Genomic DNA, 20,644 nt, shown 5'->3' with positions numbered 1-20,644 from the left:
GCGAAGCCCCGGCCCCCCGCTGAAGGGGGCCGGGGCTTCGGGACGGGAGCCGCCGGTCAGTCCGTGGAGATGGCCTTCAGCACGTCCATCCGACCGGCGCGCCACGCCGGCCACAGCGCCGCCAGCACACCGATCACCGCGGCGACCACCAGGTACACCGCCAGCGTCCCGTACGGCACCGCCAGCACACCGAGCCCCTGGCCCTTCAGCGCGTTCTGCAGCGCCGCCCCGAACGCCACGCCGATGCCCATCCCGAGCACGGCGCCGAACACCGCGATCACGATCGACTCGACCCGGATCATCCGCCGCAGCTGGCGGCGGCTGATGCCGATCGCCCGCAGCAGCCCGATCTCCCGGGTCCGCTCGATCACCGACAGCGCCAGCGTGTTGACGACCCCGACCGCCGCGATGATCACCGACATGGCCAGCAGGATCGACAGGAACGTCACGAACCCGTCCACCTGCTTGCGGGCGTCCTTCTTCAGCGACGACTGGTCCGACACCTTCAGGTTCGGGTACGCCTTCAGCGCCGACTCGATCGACGCCTTCGTCGCCGCGTCCGTCTTCGCCGCGTTCACCAGCACCGCGTCCACCGACGGCCGCACCGTGTGCCGCAGGTACACCTGCTCCGAGACGATCCGGCCGCCGATCAGGTCGCTCTTCTCGAAGATCCCCGTCACCTTCAGCTGCTCGGTCCTGCCGTCCGGGAACAGCGCCGGCACCGTCGACCCGACCCGCCAGCCGTTGTCCTTGGCGGTCGACTCGTTCACCATCAGCCCGCCCGCGCCGATCGCGGTGCTGCCCGACACCATCTTCAGCCGCGCCGCCTTGGCGATCACGCCGACGTCGCCGGACATGTACGTGCCGCGCTTCCCGGCGATCTTCGCGGTGCCCTCGTAGGTCGGCGACGCCGACTCCACCCCCGCCGCCGCCTTGATCTTCTGCGTGGCGTCCGCGGTGATGTCGCCGCCGGTGGCCTGCACGAGGTAGTCCGCGCCGAACTGCGCGTCCACCTGCTCGTCGATCGACGCGCGCATCGTCGCGCCCAGCACGTTCACCGTGGTGATCAGCGCCAGGCCGATCATCAGCGCCGCGGCGGTCGCGGCGGTGCGGCGCGGGTTGCGCAGCGCGTTCTGCCGGGCGAGCCGGCCCGGCGCGCCCATCAGCCGCGCGAACGGCCACCCCAGCACCTTCACCACCGGCACGCTGATCACCGGCGCGAGCATCGCGACCCCGATGAACACCGCGAACGCGCCCCCGCCGACCGGCACCGCCGGGTTCCCGCCGCCGCCGGCCAGGCCCACCGCGATGAGGCCCGCGCCGATCAGCGTCAGCAGCGACCCGAGCGCGACCCGGATCCGCAGCGTCCGCTGCGGCAGCGCCACGTCGTCGCGCATCGCCGCGACCGGCGGGATCTTCGCCGCGCGCCGTGCCGGGAAGTACGCCGACACCACCGTCACCACGATCCCGACGACGTACGACCAGACCACCGGCGTGAGGGTGAACGTCAGCCCGCCCGAGCCGGCGTCGCCCATCTGCGTCTGCAGCAGCGCCGCCAGGCCCGCGCCGGCCGCCAGGCCCAGCGTCGACCCGACGACCCCGACCGCGACCGCCTCACCGATCACCGCCCGCGTCACCTGCGGGCGGGCCGCGCCGATCGCGCGCAGCAGCGCCAGCTCCCGGGTCCGCTGCGCCACCAGCATCGAGAACGTGTTGAAGATGATGAACGCCCCGACGAAGATCGAGATCAGCGCGAAGGCCAGCAGGAACGTGCGGAAGAACCCCATGATCTGCGCGACGTCGCTCTTGTTCTCGTCGCGCATCTTCGTGCCGGTGACGGCCTCCACGCCGTTCGGCAGCACCTTGGCGACCCGGTCCCGCAGCTGCGTCTCCGACGGGCCGGTGGTGCCCATCTCGATGTCGCTGAAGTAGCCGGGCTTCAGCATCAGCCGCTGCGCCGTCGGGGTGTCGAACGCGGTGACGCTCGCGCCCATCAGGTTCCCGGTGTCGATCAGCCCGACGAGCCGCATCCGCTGCGGCGGCCCCGACGACACGACCCCGACGGTGTCGCCGACCGCCAGTCTCCCCTTCTTCGCCGTCTCCGCGTCGATGATCACCTCGCCGGGCCCGTGCGGCACCCGGCCCGCCTTCAGGTCGAACGACCCGCCGGCGTTCCAGTTCGTGCCGAGCTGCGGCGGGCCCTGCCCGCCCGAGCCCACGATCTTCCCGTCGCGGCCCACGACCGCCGCGTACCCGTTCACGTTGCCCTGCGGGTCCTTCACCCCGTCGACGCCCTTCAGCGCCGTCAGGACCGACGCCGGCACCGGCTGCGCCGCCTGCCCGTCGTTCTCGCCGCCGACGACCTTCTTGGCCCGCACGTCCACGGCGACGTTCTTGCCGACCCGGCTGAACAGGTCGTCGAACCGCTTGTTCATCGTGTCGGTGAAGATCAGCGTGCCGGCCACGAACGCCACGCCGAGGATCACCGCGACGGCCGTCAGCACCAGCCTGATCTTGTGCGCCGCCAGGTTGCGGAGCGTGACCTTGCCCATCATCGCGCTGCGACCCCCGGCCCGTGCCCGCCCGGCGCGGCGGCCGGGCGGCCCGCCGTCTCGAAGCCCTTCATCCGCTCCAGCACCCGCTCGGCGGTCGGCCCGGTCATCGTGTCGACGATCTGCCCGTCCGTCAGGAACAGCACCTGGTCGGCGTACGCCGCCGCGGACGGGTCGTGCGTCACCATCACGATCGTCTGCCCCATCCGGGTGACCGAGTCGCGCAGGAACGACAGCACCTCCGCGCCGGACCGCGAGTCCAGGTTCCCGGTCGGCTCGTCCGCGAAGATGATCTCCGGCTGGGACGCCAGCGCCCGCGCGCACGCCACCCGCTGCTGCTGCCCGCCCGACAGCTCCGTCGGCCGGTGCTTCAGCCGCGGCCGCAGCCCCACGGTGTCGATCACCTCGTCCACCCACGCCCGGTCGGCCCTGCGGCCAGCGATGTCCATCGGCAGCGTGATGTTCTCCAGCGCCGTCAGCGTCGGGACCAGGTTGAACGCCTGGAAGATGAACCCGATCTTGTCGCGGCGCAGCCGGGTCAGCTGCTTGTCCTTCAGCCCCGTCAGCTCGGTGTCGCCGATGAAGACCTGCCCGGAGTCCACCGAGTCCAGCCCCGCCATGCAGTGCATCAGCGTGGACTTCCCGGAACCCGAGGGGCCCATGATCGCGGTGAACCGGCCGCGGGGGATCCCCACGGTCACCGAGTCGAGCGCGACCACCCGGGCGTCGCCGCGCCCGTACACCTTGGCGATCTGATGGGCCCGTGCGGCGAAGTCGCCCGCCCCGGGCGCGGAGTGCGCGTCAGCGGTCGATGGGGCGGTGTTCGTCACGTGAACTCCCCTGTGTGAGTGGATGAGGTGGAAAACGAACTGCTGCGGACCGCGATTCGTCCCCCGGCGGCCCACCACACAGAACAGTAGAAGTCCGACCGCCTCCGGAGATGCACCCCAGGAATGGACTTACCACTCCATCCGTGGCAGGAGACGCGCGACCCGCGTCGTCCTACCGGAGTAGGGGACCGGCCGGCGAAAGAGGGGGCGGCTCAGGGACGCCCCCTGACCCCGCACCCACCTGACACCGCCCCACCAGCCCGGACACCACCCGCACGCCCTCAGGGACGGCCCCCTCCGGCGCGGCCGGGAAAAGCCGCCGCCGCGCCCGCGATCAGCCCTGCCCCGGGCGGCTCAACCCGGTCTCGTACGCGTACACCACCGCCTGGACCCGGTCCCGCAGCCCCAGCTTCGCCAGCACGTTCCCGACATGGGTCTTCACCGTCGTCTCGCTCACCACGAGCTCCGCGGCGATCTCCGCGTTCGACTGGCCCCGCGCCACGTGCGCCAGCACCTCCCGCTCCCGGGCCGTCAACGTGTCCAGCCCCGGCGGCGGCGCCGCGTCCCGCACCGCCGGCAGCCGCGTCGCGAACCGGTCCAGCAGCCGCCGCGTCACGCTCGGCGCCACGATCGCGTCGCCCTCCGCCACGATCCGGATCGCCTGCACCAGATCCTCCGGCGGCGAGTCCTTCAGCAGGAACCCGCTCGCCCCCGCCCGCACCGCCTCGATCACGTACTCGTCCAGATCGAACGTCGTCAGGATCAGCACCTTCGGATCGTGCGACGCCGCGCCCTCCCGGATGATCCGCCGGGTCGCCTCGATCCCGTCGACCCCCGGCATCCGGATGTCCATCAGCACCACGTCCGGCAGCAGCGACCGCGTCATCTCCACCGCCGCCGCGCCGTCCCCGGCCTCGCCGACCACCGCGACGTCCGCCTCGGCCTCCAGGATCAGCCGGAACCCCGTCCGCAGCAACGGCTGATCATCGACGAGCAGCACCCGCACCGCGCTCACCCGGCCACCCCGCTTGCGTCCATCGTCCCCGCTCCTCGCCTCGCACCGGCCACCGTCACCCTATGCCCTCCCCGCCCCGGCGGCGGCCCCCGCAGCGCCTCCGCGGCGGCCTCGCGACCGCCACCCCCCAGGCGGGATCGAGCGCCTCGCGAACCGCCCACCCCGAGCGGCCCCACCGCTCACGCCTCCAGCGGGAACCGCGCCCGCACCCCGAACCCCCCGCCGACCCGCGGCCCGATCCGCAACTCGCCCCCGTACAGCGCCACCCGCTCGTACATCCCCACCAGCCCGTGCCCCGGATTGTCCGTCCCGTCCGCCACGATCGTCGCCGTGCCCCGGCCGTCGTCCTCGATCTCCACCGTCAGATCCGCGTCCGTGTAGTACAGCCGCACCCACGCCCGCGCCTGCGCCCCCGCATGCTTCAACGTGTTCGTCAGCGCCTCCTGGATCAACCGGAACGCCGCCACGTCCACCCCCGGCGACGGCGTCCGCGCCTCCCCCTCGATCCACAACTGCACCGACAACCCCGTCTCCCGCACATGGTCCAGCAACTCCCCGAGATCCCCCAGACCCGGCTGCGGCGCCAGCTCCCGCCCCGCCTGGTCGGCGTCCCGCTCCGTCCGCAGCACCCCCACGATCCGCCGCATCTCGCTCAGCGCCGTCCGCCCGACCTCCTCGATCGTCGACATCGCCTCCCGCGCGCTCCCCGGATCCCGGTCGATGATCCGCCGCGCCGCCCCCGCCTGCACCGTCATCACGCTCACATGGTGCGCCACCACGTCGTGCAGCTCCCGCGCGATCCGCGACCGCTCCTCGATCCGCGCCGCCCGCGCGTCCGTCCCCCGCGCCCGCTCCAGCCGCGCCGCCCGATCCTCCAGCTCCGCGAAATACGCCCGCCGCAACCGCAGGTTCCGGCCCAGCACCCACACACCCGCCACCAGCGCGCAGTCGCTCACCAGCACCACCGGCGACGTCCCCACCGGCAGCATCACCAGCGACACCAGGAACGACACGAACCCCGCCACGCCCCCCAGCGCACTCTGCGCCAGCCCCCGGTGCGCCGCCAGGCTGTACACCGCGATCAGGAACGACATCACGTCCGGCACCGACGGCGGATACCCCCACACCGTCAGCGTCAGCTCGCCCGCCACGACCACCAGCAGCACCGGCAGCGGATGACGGCGCCGCCACACCAGCGCCATCGTCACCACCACGACGATCAGTCCGTTGACCGCGTCCGGCGCCCGGAACGCCGCGTAGTCACCGCTCTCCGGGAAGTCCTGCAGGTACATCTGCGGCAGACCCACCAGCAGCAGCCCGGCCGCGAGCAACGCGTCCGCCGCCTGCGGACGCGCCTGCAGCCAGGCACGAAAAGTACGAAGACCACGGATGCGGGGTGACACGACTATCACCCTAGGAGGTCACAGCAGGTCGCGACCCCTCCTGCGCGCGGATCCGCGATCCTCCCCAAGGATGACCCCGCACGCCGCCTCTCCGCCCCGCGGCGGCCGGGCCCCTCCGCCCCGCGGCGCCCGGAACCCCGCACCGCTACAGGTCGTCGCGCTCCCGCACCGCGCCGCCCTCCGCCGCGCCCTCCAGATCCGCCGGAGACGGACGCCGCACCGGAACCGCGGGCAGCGGCGGGGGAGTGCCCCCGAACTCCGGACACCGCTCCTTGTGATCGCACCAATCGCACAACCGGCTCGTCCGCGGCCGCCACTCACCCGAATCCATCGCCCGCCGGATCGCCTGCCACAGAGCCTCCACCTTCCGCTCCGTCGCCCGCAGATCCCGCTCGTCCGGCTCGTACCGCAGCACCTCGCCGTTCCCCAGATACATCAACTGCAGCAACCGCGGCACCCGCCCCTGCAACCGCCACAGCACCAGCGCATAGAACTTCATCTGGAACAGCGCCCGCGCCTCGAAATCCGCCCGCGGCGCCGTCCCCGTCTTGTAGTCCACGATCCGCACGTCCCCCGACGGCGCCACGTCCACCCGGTCGATGTACCCCCGCAGCTTCAACCCCGAATCCAGCACCGTCTCCACGAACAGCTCGCGCTCCGCCGGCTCCAGCCGACGCGGATCCTCCAGCGTGAAGTACCGCTCCACCATCCGCTCCGCCTGCGTCAGCCACTCCGCCCGCTCGGCCTCCCCGGCCTCGCCGTCCCCGAACAGCCCGCCCAGCTCCGGCTCCGCCGACAGCAGCCGCTCCCACTGCGGCCCCAGCAGTTCCAGCGCCGCCCCCACCGTCCGCCCGCCCGCCGGCAGGTCGTACAGCCGCTCCAGCACCGCGTGCACCAGCGTCCCCCGCACCGCCGCCGGCGACGGCCGCTCCGGAAGCCGATCGATCACCCGGAACCGGTACAGCAGCGGACACGTCATGAAATCACCCGCCCGCGACGGCGACAGCGACCCCACCACCTCCACCCCGCCCCCACCCCGCGGAGACGGAACGGACACCTCACCACCGGTCTCGGTCGTCGTCATGGCACAGCAGCGTAGGCGACGCCCCCGACGAAATCCCGCACCCCCGCGCACCCGCCGGGATCACCCGCCCACCCGCCGAGATCACCGCGCACCGCCACCCCGACCCGCCCCAACGGGGCCGTAGCATCGGATACGTGACCAACACCGCGCCCCCGACCCAGGGCAAGACGCCCGCCGGCGACCCCGGCCCCCGCAAAGGCGGCCCCGACGCCCGGCCCGGCCTCTACATGGGCCGCCCCTTCGGCGTCCCCGTCTACGTCTCGCCCAGCTGGTTCCTGGTCGCCCTCCTCGTCACGGTCATGTTCGAAGGCCAGGTCAACGGCGTCATCGACCGCCCCCTCAGCTACCTCGTCGCCTTCGCCTACGCCGTCCTGCTCTACGGCTCCGTCTTCGTCCACGAACTCAGCCACGCCGTCACCGCCCGCGTCCTCGGCCTCCCCGTCCGCTCCGTCACCCTCCACATCCTCGGCGGCGAGACCTCCATCGAACGCGAGGCCGCCACCCCCGGCCGCGAATTCCTCATCGCCTTCGCCGGCCCCCTCGTCAACCTCGTCCTGGCCGGCCTCGGCCTCCTCGCCCACGCCGTCCTCCCCCTCCCCGACGTCGCCCTCCTCCTCATCGACGCCCTCACCTTCGCCAACCTCCTCGTCGGCGTCTTCAACCTGCTGCCCGGCCTCCCCCTCGACGGCGGACGCCTCGTCCGCGCCGCCGTCTGGAAGGCCACCGGCCACAGCCGCAGCGGCGCCATCGTCGCCGGCTGGATCGGCCGCGCCGTCGCCGTCGCCTGCCTCATCGCCGGCGCCTACCTCGCCACCTACCGCACCGACGGCGGCACCGGCGGCATCGGCTGGCTCGCCCTCCTGTGGTCCGCCCTCGTCGCCTCCTTCATCTGGGTCGGCGCCACCCAGGCCATCCGCGCAGAACGCTTCCGCGACCGCGTCCCCCTGCTGTCCGCCCGCCGCCTCGCCCGCCGCGCCACCCTCGTCACCGCCGACACCCCCCTCGCCGAGGCCATCCGCCGCGCCCACGCCGACCAGGCCGGCGCCCTCGTCATCGCCGACCACGACGGCAACCCCCAGGCCCTCGTCAGCGAGAAGGCCGTCACCGCCACCCCCGAGCACCGCCGCCCCTGGATCACCGTCGGCGAGCTGTCCCGCGGCCTCGAACCCGACCTCGCCCTCCCCGCCGACCTCGCCGGCGAGGACCTCATCACCGCCCTCCGCCGCAACCCCGCCTCCGAATACCTCCTCACCGAACCCGACGGCCGCGTCTACGGCGTCCTCGCCGTCACCGACGTCGACCGCGCCTTCGCCGGCGTCTGACCACCCCGCCCACCCGCGCCGACGGCCCACCCCACGGCCCGCCCCACCAGCCCGCCCCGACCGGACGGACGGCCTGAGCTCCACCCGCCCGGCGCTAGCCTTGACCACCATGAGCGAACCCCGGCCCACCGAGCCCGCACCGTCCACCGGCCGCATCCCGCACGGCCCGTTCCGGCCCGGAGACCAGGTTCAGCTCACCGACCCCAAAGGCCGCATCAACACCATCACCCTCCAGCCCGGCAAGCTCTACCACTCCCACAAGGGCTCCGTCCCCCACGACGACATCATCGGCAGCCCCGAAGGCACCGTCTACCGCTCCAGCGGCGGAGTCGAATACCTCGCCTTCCGCCCCCTCCTCGCCGACTTCGCCGTCCGCATGCCCCGCGGCGCCGCCGTCGTCTACCCCAAGGACGCCGCCCAGATCGTCGCCATGGCCGACATCTTCCCCGGCGCCCGCGTCATCGAGGCCGGCGCCGGCTCCGGCGCCCTCAGCTGCTTCCTCCTGCGCGCCGTAGGCGAACACGGCCTCGTCTCCTCCTACGAGCGCCGCCCCGACTTCGCTGACATCGCCCGCGCCAACGTCGAGAAGTTCTTCGGCGGCCCCCACCCCTCCTGGCGCCTCACCGTCGGCTCCCTCGAGGACGCCCTCACCGAGACCGAGGCCGACCGCGTCGTCCTCGACATGCTCGCCCCCTGGGAGACCCTCGACGCCGTCGCCAAGGCCCTCATCCCCGGCGGCATGGTCTGCGCCTACATCGCCACCACCACCCAGATGTCCCGCGTCGTCGAGGACCTGCGCGCCCACGGCGCCTTCGCCGAGCCCTACGCCTTCGAGACCCTCCTGCGCTCCTGGCACGTCGACGGCCTCGCCGTCCGCCCCGACCACCGCATGGTCGGCCACACAGGCTTCCTCGTCACCGCCCGCCGCCTCGCCGACGGCGTCACCCCGCCCGCCCGCCGCCGGCGCCCCGCTAAGGGCGCCCACCCCGTCCCCGAGACGCCCGCCCCCGCCCCCGACACGCCCGCGTCCTTCCCCGAGACGCCCGCCGAATCCTGACCCCCTCCGCGGGCCGCCCCGCCCGCGGAACTTCGCAAAACACCCGCCCCGCAGACGAGCGCACTGCGACGGGCTTGCAATAAGCACAGCGACACGCCGTGTGCCACCCCACACACCCCGAAATCGACAAACCCTCCACCCCGACACGCCCCCACACCCAAAACCCCAGGTCCGCGCAGCACAACACCACCACCAACACCACCCCCGGCCCGCCCCCCGAACACCACCCGAACCACACCCGCACGACACGAGTACCGAATGGGCAGGTTACGGAAGCCCTCCAGATAGGTAGGGTCTCAGTAGGTCGTCGGCTCTCTTCGTGAGGAGGTGACGGGGCGTGGCCGCTCGTGACGATGCTGGGGCGCGCAGGGCGCAGCACGACAAGGAGGTCAGGGACCTCCAAACGCAGATCTCCTTCCTGGAGGAGGAGATCTCCGTGCTGCGCCGCAAGCTCGCGGAATCCCCGCGCCAAGTACGTGTCCTGGAAGAACGCCTCCATGAGGCACAAGCGAACCTGGCCGCCGTAACCGGCCAGAACGAGCGACTCGTAGCGACCCTCAAAGAGGCTCGCGAACAGATCGTGGCGCTCAAGGAGGAGGTCGACAGGCTCGCGCAACCACCCTCCGGATTCGGGGTCTTCCTCGAATCCCGAGACGACGGAACCGTCGACATCTTCACCGGCGGACGCAAGCTGCGCGTCAACGTCAGCCCCGCCGTCGACGTCGACGAACTCCAACGCGGCCAGGAGGTCATGCTCAACGAGGCCCTCAACGTCGTCGAAGCGCTCAAGTTCGAAGAGCAGGGCGAGGTCGTCATGCTCAAGGAGCTCTTCGACGACGGCGAACGCGCCCTCGTGATCGCGCACGCCGACGAGGAACGCGTCATCAAGCTCGCCGAACCGCTCCGCGGAGTACCCCTCCGCGCCGGCGACTCCCTGATGCTCGAACCCCGCTCCGGCTACGCCTACGAGAAGATCCACAAGGCCGAGGTCGAAGAACTCGTCCTCGAAGAGGTCCCCGACATCTCCTACGAGGAGATCGGCGGACTCGGCTCGCAGATCGAGATGATCCGCGACGCCGTCGAACTGCCCTACCTGCACGCCGACCTGTTCCGCGAGCACAAGCTCCGGCCGCCCAAGGGCGTCCTCCTCTACGGACCGCCCGGATGCGGCAAGACCCTCATCGCCAAGGCCGTCGCCAACAGCCTCGCCAAGAAGGTCGCCGAACAGACCGGCAAGGAAGGCAAGAGCTTCTTCCTCAACATCAAGGGCCCCGAACTCCTCAACAAGTACGTCGGCGAGACCGAACGGCACATCCGCCTGGTCTTCCAACGGGCCCGCGAGAAGGCCTCCGCCGGAACCCCGGTCATCGTCTTCTTCGACGAGATGGACTCCATCTTCCGCACCCGCGGATCCGGCGTCTCCTCCGACGTCGAGAACACCATCGTCCCGCAGCTGCTCAGCGAGATCGACGGCGTCGAGGGGCTGGAGAACGTCATCGTCATCGGCGCCTCCAACCGCGAGGACATGATCGACCCCGCGATCCTGCGGCCCGGCCGCCTCGACGTCAAGATCAAGATCGAGCGGCCCGACGCCGAAGCCGCCAAGGACATCTTCTCCAAGTACATCCTCAGCGGCCTCCCGCTGCACCCCGACGACCTCAAGGAGCACGGCGGCTCCGAAGAGGCCACCGTCGAGGCCATGATCCAGCGGACCGTCGAGCGCATGTACACCGAGAGCGAGGAGAACCGCTTCCTCGAGGTCACCTACGCCAACGGCGACAAGGAAGTCCTCTTCTTCAAGGACTTCAACTCCGGCGCCATGATCCAGAACATCGTCGACCGCGCCAAGAAGATGGCCATCAAGCAGTTCCTCGACACCGGCCAGAAGGGCCTGCGCGTCAACCACCTCCTCGCCGCCTGCGTCGACGAGTTCAGCGAGAACGAGGACCTGCCCAACACCACCAACCCCGACGACTGGGCCCGCATCTCCGGCAAGAAGGGCGAACGGATCGTCTACATCCGCACCCTCGTCTCCGGAACCAAGGGCGCCGAAGCCGGCCGGTCCATCGACACCGTCGCCAACACCGGCCAGTACCTGTAATCCGCACCACACGAACGGCCACGCGGCGGCCGCCCCTACCACGGGGCGGCCGCCGCCTGCCGTTCCACACCCCGCCAACCACCCCGACACGCCCCGGGAAAGACCGGCCCCATGGCTCCACCCTCCCGGCCCCGATAGGCTCGACGATATGAGTGTTCGGCGGGTGATGGGCATCGAGACCGAGTACGGCATCTCCGTACCCGGGCAGCCAGGGGCCAACGCGATGGTGACCTCCAGCCAGGTCGTCAACGCCTACCTCGCGGCATCGGCCGCACGGGCCCGCAGGGCCCGCTGGGACTTCGAAGAGGAGAACCCCCTCCGCGACGCCCGCGGCTTCGACCTCGCCCGCGAGGTCGCCGACCCCACCCAGCTCACCGACGAGGACCTCGGCCTCGCCAACATCATCCTCACCAACGGCGCCCGGCTCTACGTCGACCACGCCCACCCCGAGTACTCCGCGCCCGAATGCACCAACCCCCGGGACGCCGTCATCTGGGACAAGGCCGGCGAACGCGTCATGGCCGACGCCGCCGCCCGCGCCGCCATGGTCCCCGGCACCCACCCCATCCAGCTCTACAAGAACAACACCGACAACAAGGGCGCCTCCTACGGCTGCCATGAGAACTACCTCATGCGCCGCGAGACCCCCTTCGCCGACATCGTCCGGCACCTCACCCCCTTCTTCGTCTCCCGCCAGGTCGTCTGCGGCGCCGGCCGCGTCGGCATCGGCGTCGACGGACGCGGCGACGGCTTCCAGATCAGCCAGCGCGCCGACTTCTTCGAAGTCGAGGTCGGCCTCGAGACCACCCTCAAGCGCCCCATCATCAACACCCGGGACGAACCCCACGCCGACCCCGAGAAGTACCGGCGCCTGCACGTCATCATCGGCGACGCCAACATGGCCGAGCTGTCCACCTACCTCAAGCTCGGCACCACCTCCCTCGTCCTCGCCATGATCGAGGACGGCTTCCTCACCGTCGACCTGTCCGTCGACATGCCCGTCGCCGCCCTGCGCGCCGTCTCCCACGACCCGTCCTGCAAGCACCTGCTCACCCTCCGCGACGGCCGCAAGATGACCGCCGTCCAGCTCCAGATGGAGTACCTCGAGCAGTCCCGCAAGTACGTCGAGGACCGCTACGGCGCCGACGTCGACGAGATGACCAAGGACGTCCTGGACCGCTGGGAGTCCGTCCTGCACCGCCTCGGCGACGACCCCATGCAGCTGTCCCGCGAGCTCGACTGGGTCGCCAAGCTCGCCCTCCTCGAGGGCTACCGCAGCCGCGACGGCATCGACTGGTCCCACCCCCGCCTCCAGCTCGTCGACCTCCAGTACGCCGACATCCGGCCCGACAAGGGCCTCTACAACCGCCTGGCGTCCCGCGACCGCGTCGAGCACCTCATCACCGAGGACGAGGTCGAGAACGCCATCGACGACCCGCCCGAGGACACCCGCGCCTACTTCCGCGGCCGCTGCCTGCGGCAGTACGCCGACTCCGTGGCGGCCGCGTCCTGGGACTCGGTCATCTTCGACGTCCCCGGCCGCGAGTCGCTCCAGCGCGTCCCGACCCTGGAGCCGCTCCGCGGCACCAAGCAGCACGTGGGGGCCCTGCTGGACCGCTGCCGCACCGCCGCGGAGCTGGTGGCCACGCTGACCGGCCAGAGCTGAGCCGAGCCCCTCCCAGGGGCTGACACGCGGGCGCCGTCCGGATCTTGGACGGCGCCCGTTGGATAGTGCGACTATCGAGCGGCGTCCCCGTGCTGACCTGCGGTGACGGGCGATGTCGCGGTTTCGTGACCGCTTTGCCTGTTTCACGGGTCTGCGGACGGGCGATAACCGGATCAGGCCCCCGACGCCTAGAGCGATCGGACGAAACGGACCATAAGATCCGCTCGTCTACGAAGATCGGAGATAGGGTCGGGGTACCGGCAAGAAGCGGAGGTACGGAATGGCCACGAAGGACACCGGCGGTCAGAAGCAGACCACCCGGCGCACGGAAGAGGTCGAGGAGACCGAGGCCACGACCACCGAAGACGTCCAGGAGCGGCAGGAGAAGCTCACCGACGACGTCGATTCCATTCTGGACGAAATTGACGAAGTTCTCGAAGAGAACGCAGAGGAATTCGTAAGGGGTTTCGTGCAAAAGGGCGGTCAGTGAATAAAACGGACATGTCGCCCACGGTGCGAAGTCGGTAATTCTTCGGACGAGCAAATATTCGAATACTCGATTCAAAGGCATGGGCGGGCAGGTAATGTCTCGCCCATGTCTCATAAGAAGTGTCGCGACTGCGGCAGGACAAAGCCCGCCACGGACTTCTTCAAGCGGGCCGCGTCCGCGGACGGCCTCGCCCTGTACTGCAGGGAGTGCTTCGGCCTGCGAAATGCGGCTTCGAAGCGCAGGAAGCAGGAGCGTCTCGGGAAGACGATGCGGCCTTATCGCAGGCGCCGCAAGGACCCCGACGGGACGAAATACTGCCCTCGGTGCGAAACGGTCAAGGACGTCGACGAGTTCGGGAGCAACCGCTCTCGAAAGTCCGGTCTCTCCACCTACTGCAAGCCCTGCCACAATCAGGTGATCGCCGAGCACAAGAGGGAGAAGCACGGCGGCCAGCGCAACTACATGCTCAAGCTCCGCTACGGGGTGACCGAGCAGGAGGTGGAGCGGATGGTCGCCGAGCAGGGCGGCGTCTGCGTCATCTGCCTCCGGGCGCCGGCGAAGCACGTCGACCACAGCCATCTCACCGGCCTGGTCCGGCGGATCCTCTGCTTCAAGTGCAACGGGGGCCTCGGCCAGTTCCACGACGACCCGGCCGTGCTCCGCCTGGCGGCGGACTACCTCGAGCTGCGCGGCTCACATGCGCGGCGGATGCGGATCGAGATCGGCGCTCCGGTCTTCGGAGGGCCTGATCGTGTCCGGTGGGACCCCTTCTGGCGGACGCGCGGGGACAGCTCGCAGTCGGCGCGGCACTACCACCTGCGGCAGAAGTACGGGATCAACGACGAGGACGCCAAGTGGCTCCTGAAGCTGCAGGTCGGCCTCTGCGCCATCTGCGCCGACCAACCGGCGAAGCACGTCGACCATGACCACGGCACGGGGATGGTGCGTGGGCTCGCGTGTTCGGGCTGCAACACGGGCATGGGGCAACTGCGCGACGACCCCATCGCCCTTCGTCGGGCTGCGGACTATGTGGAGGGGCGGCTCGTGCGGACGGTTCCCACGGCGGACGGCGGGACGCGGCTGTCGTTGACGGTGCCGGACGTCGATCCCACGACGGTGCCGAACGGCGGCTGGAAGGAGCTCTGGGAGGAGGACGGCAGGTTCCGCAAGGAGACGCTGCCGTTCGACGAGGAACTCGACATGCCGACGTGGGTCGGGTCGGACGAGGACGGCGCGTTCGTCTACTCCTGACCGCCTCAGGAGTAGGGAGCGGGGGCGACACGCGCGCCCGGCCGGGTTGCCGTGCGCGCGCGTTATGTGCGGGTGGACGGGCTTTCGCGGGGAAGGTTCGCCGTGGGCTTACGTGGTGGTGGATCACGCGGCATGCGCCGGGTGAGGGTTGAACAGTAGGGTCGTAGGAGTCTGCGCCGGTGGGGTATGCGAGGGTCACCGGCGCCTGGTGGAGGGAAGGGAGTCGCGTGGCGTCCCACGATTCGCACACCGGACGTCTGCCGGGGCTGTTCACGAGCCCGGATACGTCTTCGTTCACGGAGTTCCTGGGGGTGTACTCGCCGGAGTTGCTGCCGGGTCGGCGCACGGTGCCGGCGTCGCCGGTGGGGGATGAGATCCCGCATGGGACGACGATCGTCGCGGTGAGCTTCCCCGGCGGGGTGGTGATGGCGGGGGACCGGCGGGCGACGGCGGGGAACGTGATCGCGCAGCGGGACATCGAGAAGGTGTTCCGGGCGGACGAGTTCTCGGCGATCGCGATCGCGGGGACGGCCGGGATCGGGATCGAGATGGTCCGGCTGTTCCAGGTGGAGCTGGAGCATTACGAGAAGCGCGAGGGCCGGACGCTGTCGGTGGAGGGCAAGGCGAACCGGCTGGCGACGATGGTGCGGCAGAACCTGGCGATGGCGATGCAGGGGCTGGCGGTGGTGCCGCTGTTCGCGGGCTATGACGAGGAGCGGGACGGGGGGCGGATCTTCTCTTACGATCCGGCGGGCGGCCGGTACGAGGAGCGGGACTTCCACTCGATCGGTTCGGGGTCGGTGTTCGCGCGGGGTGCGCTGAAGAAGCTGTACCGGGCGGATCTGTCGGCGGAGGACGCGGCGCTGGCGTGCGTGCAGGCGCTGTACGACGCGGCCGACGACGATTCGGCGACGGGCGGCCCCGATCTGACGCGTCGGATCTTCCCGGTGGTGGCGTCGGTGACGTCGGAGGGGTACCGCCGGCTGGGTGAGGACGAGGTGGGCGCGTTGGCGCAGGCCGTCGTGGATGGACGTTACGACTCGCCGGGCGGTCCGACCGCCCCGCTGCGATAGAAGGGATCCGACCGGTGTCCATGCCGTTCTATGTGTCGCCCGAACAGCAGATGAAGGACAAGGCGGACTATGCGCGCAAGGGGATCGCGCGTGGCCGCAGTGTCGTGGTGCTGCAGTACGACGACGGCATCCTGTTCGTGGCGGACAATCCGTCGCGTGCGCTGCACAAGATCAGTGAGATCTATGACCGGATCGCGTTCGCGGCGGTGGGGAAGTACAACGAGTTCGAGAATCTGCGGCTGGGCGGGGTCCGGTACGCGGACATCAACGGGTACCAGTACGACCGTCGTGATGTGACGGCGCGGGGTCTGGCGAACGTGTACGCGCAGTCGCTGGGGACGATCTTCACGGAGACGAACAAGCCGTACGAGGTGGAGTTGGTCGTCGCGGAGGTGGGCGAGGACGCGGACACGGACCAGATCTACCGGCTGACGTTCGACGGGTCGGTGGCGGACGAGCACGGTTATGTGGCGATGGGGGGTCAGACGGAGTCGGTCGCGCAGGCGCTGAAGGACGGCTACGAGGAGGGGGCGTCGCTGGAGGTGGCGCTGCGGACGGCGGTGCGGGCTCTGGAGGCGCAGGACTCGGATCGGCGGCTGGAGGCGAAGTCGCTGGAGGTGGCGGTGCTGGACCGGAACCGGGAGCACCGGTTGTTCCGGCGGTTGCCGGCGCGGCGGATCGAGGAGTTGCTGGCGGCGGGTGACGGCGGTTCGGGTTCGGGGTCGCCGGGGGTGTCGTCGGCGGGCAAGGCGGGGCCGTCGGTGGACGATGTGGACGATGTGGTGGAGGACGGCGGGGAGGACTGACGCGCTGTCGGCGGCGCCGGGGGATTGTGGCGCCGGGGTGAGTTTGGCCCGTCGTGGCCGGGTGGTGTGGTGCCGTCCGGCCGCGGCGGGTTTGTTTCGTGGGGGAAACGGTGGGCTTTTGAGACTGCCAAGTCGGGGCCGGGCCGCATAGGGTCTTGGTGTGGACAGGCGCATCTTCGGGCTTGAGAACGAGTACGGCGTCACTTGCACCTTCCGCGGTCAGCGGCGGTTGTCACCGGACGAGGTGGCGCGCTATCTGTTCCGCAGGGTGGTGTCCTGGGGCCGGAGCAGCAACGTGTTCCTGCGCAATGGTGCGCGGCTCTATCTGGATGTGGGGAGCCATCCGGAGTACGCGACGCCGGAGTGCGACAGCGTCGTGGATCTGGTGACGCATGACAAGGCGGGGGAGCGGATCCTGGAGGGTCTGCTGGTGGATGCGGAGCGGCGGTTGCGCGAGGAGGGCATCGCCGGCGACATCTACCTGTTCAAGAACAACACGGATTCGGCGGGGAACTCCTACGGCTGCCACGAGAACTACCTGGTGGGGCGGCATGGCGAGTTCGGGCGGCTCGCGGACGTGCTGATCCCGTACCTGGTGACGCGGCAGATCATCTGTGGTGCGGGGAAGGTGCTGCAGACGCCGCGGGGTGCGGTGTACTGCGTGTCGCAGCGGGCGGAGCACATCTGGGAGGGCGTGTCGTCGGCGACGACGCGGTCGCGTCCGATCATCAATACGCGGGATGAGCCGCATGCGGACGCGGAGCGGTTCCGGCGGCTGCATGTGATCGTCGGTGACTCGAACATGAGCGAGGCGACGATGCTGCTGAAGGTCGGGGCGACCGACCTGGTGCTGCGGATGGTGGAGGCGGGGGTGGTGATGCGTGATCTGACGCTGGAGAACCCGATCCGGGCGATCCGGGAGGTCAGTCACGACATGACGGGGCGGAGGAAGGTGCGGTTGGCGAACGGGCGCGAGGCGAGTTCGCTGGAGATCCAGAAGGAGTACTTCGGGAAGGCGCGGGACTTCGTGGACTCGCGGGGCGGGGACGCGACGGCGAAGCGGGTGCTGGATCTGTGGGAGCGGACGCTGCGGGCGGTGGAGACGGGCGATCTGGATCTGGTGTCGCGGGAGATCGACTGGGTGATGAAGTACAAGCTGATCGAGCGGTACCGGCGGAAGTACGATCTGCCGTTGTCGTCGCCGCGGGTGGCTCAGCTGGATCTGACGTATCACGATGTGCATCGTGATCGGGGGTTGTACTACCTGCTGGAGAAGCGGGGGTCGGTGGAGCGGGTGTCGCGGGATCTGGACATCTTCGAGGCGAAGTCGGTGCCGCCGCAGACGACGCGGGCGCGGCTGCGGGGGGAGTTCATCCGGAAGGCGCAGGAGAAGCGGCGTGATTTCACGGTGGACTGGGTGCATCTGAAGTTGAACGATCAGGCGCAGCGGACGGTGCTGTGCAAGGATCCGTTCCGGTCGGTGGACGAGCGGGTGGACAAGCTGATCGCGGGGATGTGATGCCGGTTCCGGGGGCCGTCGCGGGGGCGGCGGCGCCCGGGGCGGGTGGTGCCGGTGCGACTCGCGTGGTGTGGGCTACCGGCTGGTCACTTGGGGGGTAGGGTGAGCGCGCAGCAGCGCTCATCACCCCTCGAAGGACCCGTATGCGCCGTCGTGTTCTCCGTCGTGTCGTCGCTTTGCCCGCTGTCGCCGTGGTGGCCGTGCCGCTGGTGGCGGGGTGTTCGTCCGGTTCGGACGTGAAGGTGTCGGTGAAGGGCGCGTTCGGGCGTCTGCCGGAGGTGTCGTTCCCGAAGGGCGGTCCGGACGGGTCGCTGGCGGTGAAGACGCTGAAGGAGGGGAAGGGGACGGCGGCCCGCAAGGGTGATCTGGTGATGGCGGACTATGTGGGGTACCGCTGGAACAAGTCGGGGAAGAAGCTGCTGGCGAGCAGTTATGCGGAGGGGCGTCCGGGGTTCTTCTCGACGTGGCAGCTGGTGCCGGGTCTGGTGAAGGCGTTGGAGGGGGCGCGGGCGGGGTCGCGGGTGGTGGCGCGGATTCCGCCGAAGGACGGGTTCGGGGCGGCGGGTGACGCGCGGCATCAGGTGGGGTCGGGGGACACGCTGGTGTACGTGCTGGACGTGCTGGGGGTGTATTCGGGGAAGGCGGGGCCGCACGGGGTGAAGCAGGCGCCGTTGGACGATCCGTCGTTGCCGAGGGTGTCGGACGCGCCGGCGGGGCAGGCGCCGGTGGTGACGGTGCCGAAGGCGGCGGCGCCGAAGAGGTTGCAGGTGCGGACGCTGGTGCGGGGGGATGGGCCGGTGCTGCGGAAGGGGCAGCTGCTGGCGACGCAGTACGCGGGGTATTTCTGGCGTGATGGGCGGGTGTTCAATTCGTCGTGGTCGGCGGGGCATCCGTTCGGTGTGGTGGTGGGGACGGGTCAGGTGATGAAGGGCTGGGATCAGGCTTTGCTGGGGCAGCGGGTGGGGAGCCGGTTGCTGCTGGTGGTGCCGCCGTCGCTGGGGTACGGGTCGAAGGGGTTGGCGCAGTACGGGATCCGGGGGTCGGACACACTGGTGTTCGTGGTGGATCTGCTGGGCGCGCATTGATCTGAGTTCGTTGGTCGGCCGTCGCCGGGGGCTTGTCGTCTCCGGCGGCGGCCGTCGGCGTTTCTATGGTCTATCCGCGCTGTTCTTAGAATGGCGGGGTGGAGGACATCGAGGCGGTGGCGCTGCTGCAGGATCCGGTGCGGCGGCGGTTGTACGAGTTCGTGGTGGGCCGGGGCCGCGAGGTGGGGCGGAACGAGGCGGCGGAGGCCGCGGGGGTGGGGCGGACGCTGGCGGCGTTCCATCTGGACAAGCTGGTGGACGGGGGGCTGCTGGAGGCGGGGAGCCGGCGGTTGTCGGGGCGTTCGGGGCCGGGGGCGGGGCGTCCGGCGAAGGTGTACCGGCGGTCGGCGGTGGAGCGCGGGGTGTCGTTGCCCGCGCGTGATTACGGGACGGCGGCGGGTCTGCTGGCGGAGGCGGCGGAGCGGGCGGGGCTGGATCGGGAGGTGCGGGAGGCGGCGCGGCGTGAGGGTGCGGCGCTGGCGGCCGGGGCGCCGTGCGGTGATCTGGACGCGTTGGCGAAGGTGCTGGAGGAGCGCGGGTACGAGCCGGTCCGCGAGGACGCCGAGGACGCCGAGGACGCCGGGGCCGCCGAGGGCCGCGGCGAGGGCGGTGGGGCGGTGCTGCGGATGCGCAATTGCCCGTTCCACGCGGTGGCGGAGCGGTTCCCGCCGTTGGTGTGCGGGATGAACCTGGCGCTGCTGGAGGGGCTGGTGGAGGGCTCGGAGGGGGTGCGGGTGCGGATGGACGCGCGGCCGGGGTGGTGCTGCGTGGTGGCCGAACCCTCTAAAAACAATGAGGATTGACATAGAAGCGGCGGGCGTGGTGGAGTGACGCCATGACCGCTCATGAGGATCTTCGCGCCGGCTTCCACCTCGCCCAGTTCAACGTGGGCACGCTCCGGTACCCGCTCGACGACCCGCGGACCGCGGACTTCGTGGCGATGCTCGACCCGGTGAACGCGCTCGCCGACGGCGCGCCGGGGTTCGTGTGGCGGCTGGTCGAGGAGGGGCGGGCGGACGCCACGGGGATGCGCCCCGCCGGCGAGGACGTGATCATCAACTACTCGGTGTGGGAGTCGCAGGAGGCCCTGTGGGACTTCGTCTACCGCACCGCGCACCTGGAGACGCTGCGGCGGCGCCGCGAGTGGTTCCGGCGCCACGTCGAGGCGCACATGGTGCTGTGGTGGATCCCGGCGGGGTACGTCCCGACGGTGGAGGAGGCCCTGGAGCGGCTGGACCTGCTGCGCGCGCAGGGGCCGTCGCCCCGCGCGTTCACGTTCTCGTCGTCGTACACGGCCGAGGAGGCCGCGGCGCACGAGGCCGCTGAGGTGACGGCGGGCGCTGAGGAGAAGGGGGCCGCGGGCGCGGAGCCGGCGGTGCTGTGAGGGCGT

General features: G+C 70.6%; 17 protein-coding genes. 12 read left to right on the top strand and 5 right to left on the bottom strand.

What is annotated here, in order from left to right; all coding sequences use genetic code 11:
* Positions 1-56: 56 nt before the first annotated feature.
* The 5 genes from amrb99_RS18105 to amrb99_RS18085 all read right to left on the bottom strand — a co-directional run bounded on the left by amrb99_RS18105 (position 57) and on the right by amrb99_RS18085 (position 6,884).
* Positions 57-2,555 (bottom strand): FtsX-like permease family protein, encoded by a 2,499-nt coding sequence (locus tag amrb99_RS18105; protein ID WP_241755651.1) that lies wholly within the window; start codon positions 2,553-2,555, stop codon positions 57-59.
* Positions 2,552-3,382: an ATP-binding cassette domain-containing protein gene (locus amrb99_RS18100; protein WP_190857199.1), complete on the bottom strand. Its 831-nt coding sequence runs from the start codon at positions 3,380-3,382 to the stop codon at positions 2,552-2,554. Before amrb99_RS18100 ends, amrb99_RS18105 begins: the two co-directional genes overlap by 4 nt.
* 334 nt (positions 3,383-3,716) lie before the next feature.
* Positions 3,717-4,397, bottom strand: a complete 681-nt coding sequence (locus amrb99_RS18095; RefSeq protein WP_307799995.1) for a response regulator transcription factor — start codon at positions 4,395-4,397, stop codon at positions 3,717-3,719.
* Positions 4,398-4,576: 179 nt separating this feature from the next.
* Entirely contained in the window at positions 4,577-5,800 is a 1,224-nt protein-coding gene (locus amrb99_RS52465) for a histidine kinase (protein WP_190857197.1), read from the bottom strand.
* A 145-nt stretch (positions 5,801-5,945) separates the two neighbouring features.
* Complete coding sequence (locus amrb99_RS18085; RefSeq protein WP_190857195.1) at positions 5,946-6,884, bottom strand: PD-(D/E)XK nuclease family protein; 939 nt, start codon at positions 6,882-6,884, stop codon at positions 5,946-5,948.
* 134 nt (positions 6,885-7,018) lie between these two features.
* Here amrb99_RS18085 and amrb99_RS18080 point away from each other — a divergent pair, with 134 nt between their 5' ends.
* The 12 genes from amrb99_RS18080 to amrb99_RS18025 all read left to right on the top strand — a co-directional run bounded on the left by amrb99_RS18080 (position 7,019) and on the right by amrb99_RS18025 (position 20,638).
* Positions 7,019-8,206 carry a site-2 protease family protein gene (locus tag amrb99_RS18080; RefSeq protein WP_190857193.1) on the top strand — a complete coding sequence of 396 codons (1,188 nt, stop codon included), beginning with the start codon at positions 7,019-7,021 and terminating at the stop codon, positions 8,204-8,206.
* Between the two features lie 109 nt (positions 8,207-8,315).
* Positions 8,316-9,263, top strand: a complete 948-nt coding sequence (locus tag amrb99_RS18075) for a tRNA (adenine-N1)-methyltransferase (RefSeq protein ID WP_190857191.1) — start codon at positions 8,316-8,318, stop codon at positions 9,261-9,263.
* A 337-nt stretch (positions 9,264-9,600) separates the two neighbouring features.
* Positions 9,601-11,364 (top strand): proteasome ATPase, encoded by a 1,764-nt coding sequence (gene arc / locus amrb99_RS18070; RefSeq protein ID WP_190857189.1) that lies wholly within the window; start codon positions 9,601-9,603, stop codon positions 11,362-11,364.
* 148 nt (positions 11,365-11,512) lie between these two features.
* Positions 11,513-13,030 carry a depupylase/deamidase Dop gene (dop, locus tag amrb99_RS18065; protein ID WP_190857186.1) on the top strand — a complete coding sequence of 506 codons (1,518 nt, stop codon included), beginning with the start codon at positions 11,513-11,515 and terminating at the stop codon, positions 13,028-13,030.
* A gap of 280 nt (positions 13,031-13,310) precedes the next feature.
* Positions 13,311-13,520, top strand: a complete 210-nt coding sequence (locus tag amrb99_RS18060; protein ID WP_067638008.1) for a ubiquitin-like protein Pup — start codon at positions 13,311-13,313, stop codon at positions 13,518-13,520.
* 105 nt (positions 13,521-13,625) lie between these two features.
* Entirely contained in the window at positions 13,626-14,771 is a 1,146-nt protein-coding gene (locus tag amrb99_RS18055; RefSeq protein ID WP_190857184.1) for an endonuclease domain-containing protein, read from the top strand.
* A gap of 227 nt (positions 14,772-14,998) precedes the next feature.
* The gene (gene prcB / locus amrb99_RS18050; RefSeq protein WP_190857182.1) at positions 14,999-15,844 is read left to right on the top strand and encodes a proteasome subunit beta; all 846 of its coding nucleotides are present in this window, start codon (positions 14,999-15,001) and stop codon (positions 15,842-15,844) included.
* 20 nt (positions 15,845-15,864) lie between these two features.
* Entirely contained in the window at positions 15,865-16,650 is a 786-nt protein-coding gene (gene prcA, locus amrb99_RS18045; RefSeq protein WP_241755663.1) for a proteasome subunit alpha, read from the top strand.
* Between the two features lie 160 nt (positions 16,651-16,810).
* Positions 16,811-18,169, top strand: a complete 1,359-nt coding sequence (gene pafA, locus amrb99_RS18040) for a Pup--protein ligase (protein ID WP_151592999.1) — start codon at positions 16,811-16,813, stop codon at positions 18,167-18,169.
* 194 nt (positions 18,170-18,363) lie between these two features.
* The gene (locus amrb99_RS18035; RefSeq protein ID WP_347256730.1) at positions 18,364-19,254 is read left to right on the top strand and encodes an FKBP-type peptidyl-prolyl cis-trans isomerase; all 891 of its coding nucleotides are present in this window, start codon (positions 18,364-18,366) and stop codon (positions 19,252-19,254) included.
* Between the two features lie 98 nt (positions 19,255-19,352).
* Positions 19,353-20,057, top strand: coding sequence for a transcriptional regulator (locus amrb99_RS18030; protein WP_190857178.1), 705 nt, complete (start codon positions 19,353-19,355; stop codon positions 20,055-20,057).
* A 32-nt stretch (positions 20,058-20,089) separates the two neighbouring features.
* On the top strand, positions 20,090-20,638 hold the full coding sequence (locus tag amrb99_RS18025) for a DUF3291 domain-containing protein (protein WP_190857176.1): 549 nt from the start codon (positions 20,090-20,092) through the stop codon (positions 20,636-20,638).
* Positions 20,639-20,644: the final 6 nt, after the last annotated feature.

This window comes from Actinomadura sp. RB99, assembly GCF_014706005.1.
Lineage (GTDB): Bacteria > Actinomycetota > Actinomycetes > Streptosporangiales > Streptosporangiaceae > Spirillospora.
This window is presented reverse-complemented; position numbering and strand designations above follow the sequence as displayed.